The 7,002-nt window shown below is 75.5% G+C and carries 2 protein-coding genes; both read right to left on the bottom strand.

What is annotated here, in order from left to right; genetic code table 11:
- Window positions 1-6,197, bottom strand: a 6,197-nt coding sequence (locus tag ACZ47G_RS39510; protein WP_465751350.1) for a type I polyketide synthase, incomplete at its 3' end; no start/stop codon positions are given.
- A 46-nt stretch (window positions 6,198-6,243) separates the two neighbouring features.
- Window positions 6,244-7,002: acyl carrier protein (locus tag ACZ47G_RS39505; protein ID WP_465751348.1), on the bottom strand; the 759-nt coding region annotated here is incomplete at its 5' end.

The following is a 7,002-nucleotide window of genomic DNA, read 5'->3' as shown; positions in this document are numbered from 1 at the left end:
TGTGCGGGGCCGTTGGGGGCCGACAGCTGACTGGTGGTCCCGTCCTGGTTGACGGCCGAGCCGCGCACCACCGCGAGGATCTGGTGCCCGTTGCGGCGGGCGTCGGAGAGCCGCTCGACCAGCAGCAGGCCGACGCCCTCGCACCACGCGGTGCCGTCGGCGGCGGCCGCGAAGGACTTGGAGCGCCCGTCGGGGGCCAGACCGCGCTGGCGGCTGAACTCCACGAACGAAGCGGGCGTCGCCAGCACCGAGACGCCCCCGGCCAGGGCGAGGTCGCACTCGCCGCTGCGCAGCGACTGCGCGGCCAGGTGCAGGGCGACCAGCGAGGACGAGCACGCCGTGTCCAGGGAGACGGCCGGGCCCTCCAGGCCGTAGGTGTAGGACAGCCGCCCGGACAGGATGCTCGCCGAGTTGCCGACGATCAGGTAGCCCTCCAGGTTCTCGTGCCCGGCGACCAGCGTTCCGTAGTCCCGGTCGTGGGTGCCGGTGAAGACGCCGGTGCGGGAGCCGCGCAGCGAGGACGGGTCGATCCCCGCGTGTTCGAACACCTCCCAGCTGGTCTCCAGCAGCAGCCGCTGCTGCGGGTCCATCGCCAGCGCCTCGCGCGGGCTGATGCCGAAGAAGTCGGCGTCGAAGTCGGCGACGTCGTGCAGGAACCCGCCCGCACGGGTGTAGGAGGTGCCGAGGTGTTCGGGGTCCGGGTCGTACAGGGCGTCGAGGTCCCAGCCGCGGTTGTCGGGGAAGCCGGTGATGGCGTCCCGGCCCTCGGCCACCAGCTGCCACAGGTCCTCGGGGGACCGTACGTCGCCGGGGTAGCGGCAGGCCATCCCGACGATGACGATCGGGTCGTCGTCGGACCGGACGGCGGTGACCGGAACGATGGTGCTCCCCCGGACGCCGAGGAGTTCGGCGCGCAGGTGGCCGGCCATCGTGGCGGCGGTCGGGTAGTCGAAGAGCAGGGTCGCCGGGAGGTCGAGCCCGGTCGCCTCGTGGAGCCGGTTGCGGAGGCCGACGGCGGTGAGCGAGTCGAATCCCAGTTCCTGGAGCGGGCGGTCCGGATCGACGGTGTCGAGGGTCCGGTGCCCGAGCACGGCGGCGATCCGGCTGCGGACCAGGTCGAGGACGGTCCTGAACTGCTCGTCCTCGGACAGGGCGCGCAGTTGTCGCGCCCACGCGCGGTTGTCGACGGCGGCGGTGCCCGCGGTCGGGACCCGGACCAGGCTCCGGAACACCGGCGGCAGGGTCAGCGCCCGTGCGTGCCTGCGGAGTTCGGCGTGGTCGAGTTCGACGGGCAGCAGTTTGCCGTGCCACCCCCCGGACAGCGCCAGGCCGAACACGGCGAGCGAGTGCCCGGTGGAGCGGGGCTTGAGCCCGTCCGGCGCGGCGGGCTCCGGTCGGGCGGGGTCCGACGGCTCCTCCGGCGCCCAGCCGAGCGACAGGACGGGGCGCCCCTCGGCGCGTCGGCGGTCGGCGAGGGCGTCGAGGAGTGCCCCGGCGGCGGCCCGGTCCGCCCGGCCGGGGGAGCCCAGGGCGGCGGCGGACGAGAAGAGGACGAAGGCGTCGAGTCCGGCGTCGGCCGTGAGGTCGTGGAGGTCCCAGGCGAGGCCGGCCCGGATGCGCAGGGCGGCGTCCAGGTGCTCGGGGGTGAGGGTGGCGAGTGGGCCGCCGGTCTCCTCGACCGCGTGGACGACGGCGGTCAGCGGCCGTCCGGGCGGGACGGCGGCCAGTAGTGCGGCGAGGTCCGCACGGTCGCCGATCTCGCCGGGCGCCGTGGTCAAGGTCGCCCCGAGGGCGGTGAGGCCGTCGGTGTCGAGCGGCGCGGCCCCGGCGGTGCGGGCGAGCAGCAGATGGCGTGCGCCGTGTTCGGTGACCAGGTGCCGGACGAGCGGACCGGCGAGGTCTCCGGCGGCCCCGGACAGCACCAGCACGGTGCCGTCGGGGTCGAACGGCCTTGCCCCTCCTGCCTGTTGCTCCTGCTCCCGTTCCTGCTCCTGTTCCCCCGGTGCGGCCGGCCCGGTGAGCGGCACGCGGACCAGCCTGGGCGCGAGCAGGGCGTCGGCGCGGACGGCGAACTGGTCCTCGCCGACGGCCGGAACCGCACCCAGCACGGCCTCGGTGACCTGCTCCTCGACGTCGAGCAGGACGAACCGGCCGGGGTGCTCGCTCTGGGCCGAGCGCAGCAGGCCCCAGACCGCGGCCTGGCCGGGATCGAGGACGTCCTCCGGGGCGCCGCCGTCGGCACCGGCACCGCCGCCGGTCGCGACCGCGCGACGGGTGACGACCACCAGCCGCGAGCCGCCGAGCGGTTCCTCGGCCAGCAGGCCCCGTACGGCGTCGAGCGCCCGGACGGCCTGCTCGACGGCGGCCGTGCCGGGCTCCGGCCCGCTGTCCGGGAGCGTCATGACGATCGTGTCGGGTGCGGGATGCGCGCCCTCCCGGACGGCACGGGCGAGCGCCGCGAGGTCGGTGTGGCGCTCGCCGGGGAGGGCGGCGAGGGCGTCGTCGTCCGCGTTCCCGGCGATGACCGCCCAGCGGGTGGTGGCCTCGGCGGGCGGCGGCACCGGGATCCAGTCGAGCCGGTACCCGGTGTCCGCGTCCGCGCCGCGGAGTCCGGCGGCACGGACCGGCCCGAGCGTCACCGAGCCGACGGTGGCGACCAGGGCGCCGGAGGCGTCCCGGACCGACGCCGAGGCGGTGTCGGGCCCGGTGCGGGTCAGCGCGACCCGGAGTGCCCGCGCGCCGGTGGCGTGGACGGTGACGTCCTGCCACGCCACCGGGGCGCGCAGCTCGTCGGTCGGGTCGACGGTGGCGGCCAGGGCGGTCTGGAGGAGGCGCGGGTCGAGCAGGTACCCGCCCTGCCCGGCGTCGTCGGGCAGGCTGACCTCGGCGTAGCCGGTGTCCCCGGCCCGCCAGGCGGCGTGCAGCCCGGCCAGCGGGACGGCCCCGCTGTGACCGAGGCCGGCGAGCCGGTCGGCCAGCTCCTCGGCGTCGACGGGGACGGCGCCGTCCGGCGGCCAGTCGCCCGCCGCTCCGGCGGTGCCGCCCTCGGCGGTTCCGTGGCCCGGGCCGGTGAGGACGGCGCCGGCGTGGCGGATCCAGGGCCGCTCCGGGTCGTCGCCGGAACGGGAGTGGACGGTGACCCGCTGGACGGTCGAACCCCCGTCGGTCGCGCCCCCGTCGGTGGCGCCGGGGAGGCCGCCGTCCGTGGCGCCGCTTTCCGTGCCCTCCGGGGCGACCGTGAGGTGCAGCCGCGCCGGCGCGCCGTCGGTCAGGACCAGCGGCGCTTCCACGGTGAGCTCCGCGACCCGGGTGAGCCCGCTCTCGGCCCCCGCCCGCAGGACGAGGTCCAGGAAGGCCGCGCCGGGCAGCACGGTGACGTCGTGCACGGCGTGGTCGGCCAGCCACGGATGGGCGGCGGCGGTGACCTGGCCGGTGAGGATCCGGCCCTTGCCGTCGGGCAGTTCGACCGCCCCGCCGATCAGCGGGTGCCGGGCGGTGGAGCCGGACGAGGACGGGTTGTCCGTGGGGTGCAGCCACAGCGACCGGTGCTGGAACGGGTAGGTGGGGAGGTCCACGCGGTCCGCGGGCCCGAAGAACGCCGACCAGTCGACCCGCACGCCGTGCGCGTGGAGCCGCCCGAGCCCGGCGACCAGCTCGGCCGCCTCCGGCCGGTCCCGGCGCATCAGCGGGACGAAGAGGGCGTCGGCCGCGGACTCCGGCCCCGCCGCCGAGAGCACCGCGTCCGGGCCGATCTCGACGAACGCGGTGACGCCCGCGGACCGCAGGCCGCGCACCGCGTCGGCGAAGCGGACGGCCGCCGAGACGTGCCGCACCCAGTAGTCCGCCGACGCCCAGCCCGCGGCCGGACCGCCGGAGACCGTGGACACGGCCGCGATCGTCGGCTCCCGGTAGGACAGCGACTCGGCGACCGCGCGGAACCGGTCCAGCATCGGGGCCATCAGCGGTGAGTGGAAGGCGTGCGAGACCCGCAGCGATCCGGTCTTCCGTCCCTGCTCCGCGAAGTGCGCGACGACTGCCGCGACGGCGACCTCGTCACCCGAGACCACCACCGACTGCGGGCCGTTGACCGCGGCGAGCCCCACCGCGTCGGACAGCAGCGGTCGAACCTCCTCCTCGGTCGCCCGGATCGCGGCCATCGCTCCGCCCTCGGGCAGCTCCTGCATCAGCCGGCCGCGCGCGGCGACCAGCGTCGAGGCGTCGGCCAGCGACAGCACCCCGGCGACGTGGGCGGCCGCGATCTCACCGACGGAGTGCCCGGCCAGGTGGTCCGGCCGCACCCCCCAGGACTCGGCCAGTCGGAACAGCGCCACCTCGACCGCGAACAGCAGGGCCTGCGCGTTCCCGGTCCGCCGGACCGCCTCCTCGTCGGCGCCCCACAACACCTCGCGCAGCGGCACCTCGTAGTGGGCGTCCAGTTCGGCGAGGACGGCGTCCAGCGCCTCGGCGAACACCGGGTAGGCCTCGTACAGGCCGCGGGCCATGCCCGGCCGTTGGGACCCCTGGCCGGTGAACAGGAACGCGACCTTGCCGCCGAGCACCCGGCCCGGCGCGGTGCTGCCGTCGGCGACCGCGTCCAGGGCGGCGGACAACTCCGCCCGGTCCGCACCGGTCACCACCGCACGGCAGGTCAGCGCGGCCCGGTCCAGGGCCAGCGCCCGTCCGGCGGCGGCCAGTCGGTCGTCCGGCAGGGTCTCCAGGAACGTCCGCAGCCCGGCGGCCTGCGCGCGCAGGGCCTCGGGGGTCCGGCCGGACAGCGGCCACAGCACCACCGGCGGCGCGGCCGCTCCCACCGGGGCGGGCGCCGCGTCGGCGGCGGACGGCTCCTCCAGGATGACGTGGGCGTTGGTGCCACTGATGCCGAAGGACGAGACGCCCGCGCGGCGCGGCCGGTCGGTACGCGGCCAGGCCCGGCTCTCGGTGAGGAGTTCCACCCGCCCGGCGTCCCAGTCGATGTGCGGGGACGGCGCGTCGACGTGCAGGGTCCTGGGCAGGACCTCGTGGCGCATCGCCTCGATCATCTTGATGATGCCGGCGACGCCGGCGGCGGCCTGGGCGTGGCCGATGTTGGACTTCACCGAGCCGAGCCAGAGCGGGTGTTCGCGGTCCTGCCCGTAGGTGGCCAGCAGGGCCTCCGCCTCGATCGGGTCGCCCAGCTCGGTACCCGTGCCGTGGGCCTCCATCGCGTCCACGTCGGACGGGCGCAGACGCGCCTCCGCCAGCACCTGGCGGATCAGCCGCTCCTGGGACGGCCCGTTGGGTGCGGTGAGCCCGTTGGAGGCGCCGTCCTGGTTGACGGCGGAGCCCCGGACCACGGCGAGCACCCGGTGGCCGTTGCGGCGGGCGTCGGAGAGCCGCTCGACCAGCAGCAGGCCGACGCCCTCGCTCCAGGCGGCGCCGTCGGCGGCGGCCGCGAACGACTTGGAGCGCCCGTCGGGGGCCAGGCCGCGCTGGCGGCTGAACTCGATGAACGCGGCGGGGGTGGCCATCAGGGTGACCCCGCCGGCGAGCGCGAGGTCGCACTCGCCGTTGCGCAGCGCGCGGGCGGCCAGGTGCAGGGCGACCAGCGAGGAGGAGCACGCCGTGTCCACCGAGATGGCCGGGCCCTCGAACCCGAACACGTAGGAGAGCCGCCCGGAGGCCAGGCTGCCCGCGCTCCCCGTCCCGAGATAGCCCTCGAAGCCGTCGGGTGCCGCCTCCATGAGCCGGTTGCCGTAGTCGTCGTACATGACGCCGGTGAAGACGCCGGTGTGGGTGCCGCGCAGGGTGGTGGGGTCGATGCCGGCGTTCTCCAGGGTCTCCCAGGCGGTTTCGAGGAGGAGGCGCTGTTGCGGGTCGGTGGCAAGGGCCTCGCGGGGGCTCATGCCGAAGAACTCGGGGTCGAAGTCGGCGGCGTCGTGGAGGAATCCGCCGTGGCGGGTGTAGCTGGTGCCGGGGTGGTCGGGGTCGGGGTGGTAGAGGGTGTCGAGGTTCCAGCCGCGGTCGGTGGGGAACTCGCCGATCGCGTCGACGCCGTCGGTCACCAGTCGCCACAGGTCCTCGGGGGAGCGGACACCGCCGGGGTAGCGGCAGGCCATGCCCACGATCGCGACGGGCTCGTTCTCCTTGGACTCCAGCTCCTGAACGCGCGCCCGGGTCCTCTTGAGGTCGGCGGTCACACGCTTGAGGTAGTCCCGCAGTTTCTCTTCAACCGTCATCTCAGCCGTCATCGCATTCAGTCCCGTCTCAAGCCGTGCCGAGCTCGTTGTCGATCAGGTCGAACATCTCCTCGTCGGTCGCCGAATCGAGGGCGACGGCGAGGGAATCGTCCGTGGCGTGCGTGGTGGAGTGTTCGGAGAGCAGCAGGCGCAACCGGGCCGTGAATTCCTCCCGGGCGTTGTCGGAGACCGTCCGCAGAACGCTTTCGAAGCGGTCGAGTTCGGCGAACGCCGTGGCATCGTCCGGCACCTGCCCGGAGCCCTCGCCCGATCCGGCGCCCGAACCGAGGCCCGCGCCGTCGGCGGACCCGTCGGCGGCGGCCTCGCGGGCGAGGCGGTCACCGAGGTGTTCGGCGAGCGCGCGGGGCGTCGGGTAGTTGAACGCCAGCGTCGCCGGCAGCCGCAGCCCGATGGCGGCGCCGAGGCGGTTCCGGAACTCCACCGCGATCAGCGAGTCGAAGCCCAGTTCCTTGAGCGCCGAGTCCGGATCGATGCTCTCCGGCGAACCGTGCCCGAGCGCCGCCGCGACGTGCGAGCGGACCAGGTCCAGCAGGAGCGTGCCGCGCTCGCCCTCCGGCGCCTCGGCGAACCGGCGCGCCCAGTCGCCCGTCCCGCCCCCGGTGGCACGCGTCCCCGTGGACCGCACCAACCCGCTCAGGATCGGCGGCAGTTCACCGCGCTCGACCCGCCTCCGTAGGGCGGTTCGGTCGGTGGGGGTGAGGAGGAGGTGGGGGTGGGGGGTGTGGAGGGTGGTGTCGAAGAGGGTGAGTGCGGTGGGGGTGGTGAG

The sequence above is a fragment of the Kitasatospora sp. NPDC030952 genome (assembly GCF_055571335.1).
The sequence above is the reverse complement of the archived record's forward strand: the minus strand, read 5'-3'. Positions and strand labels throughout refer to the sequence as shown.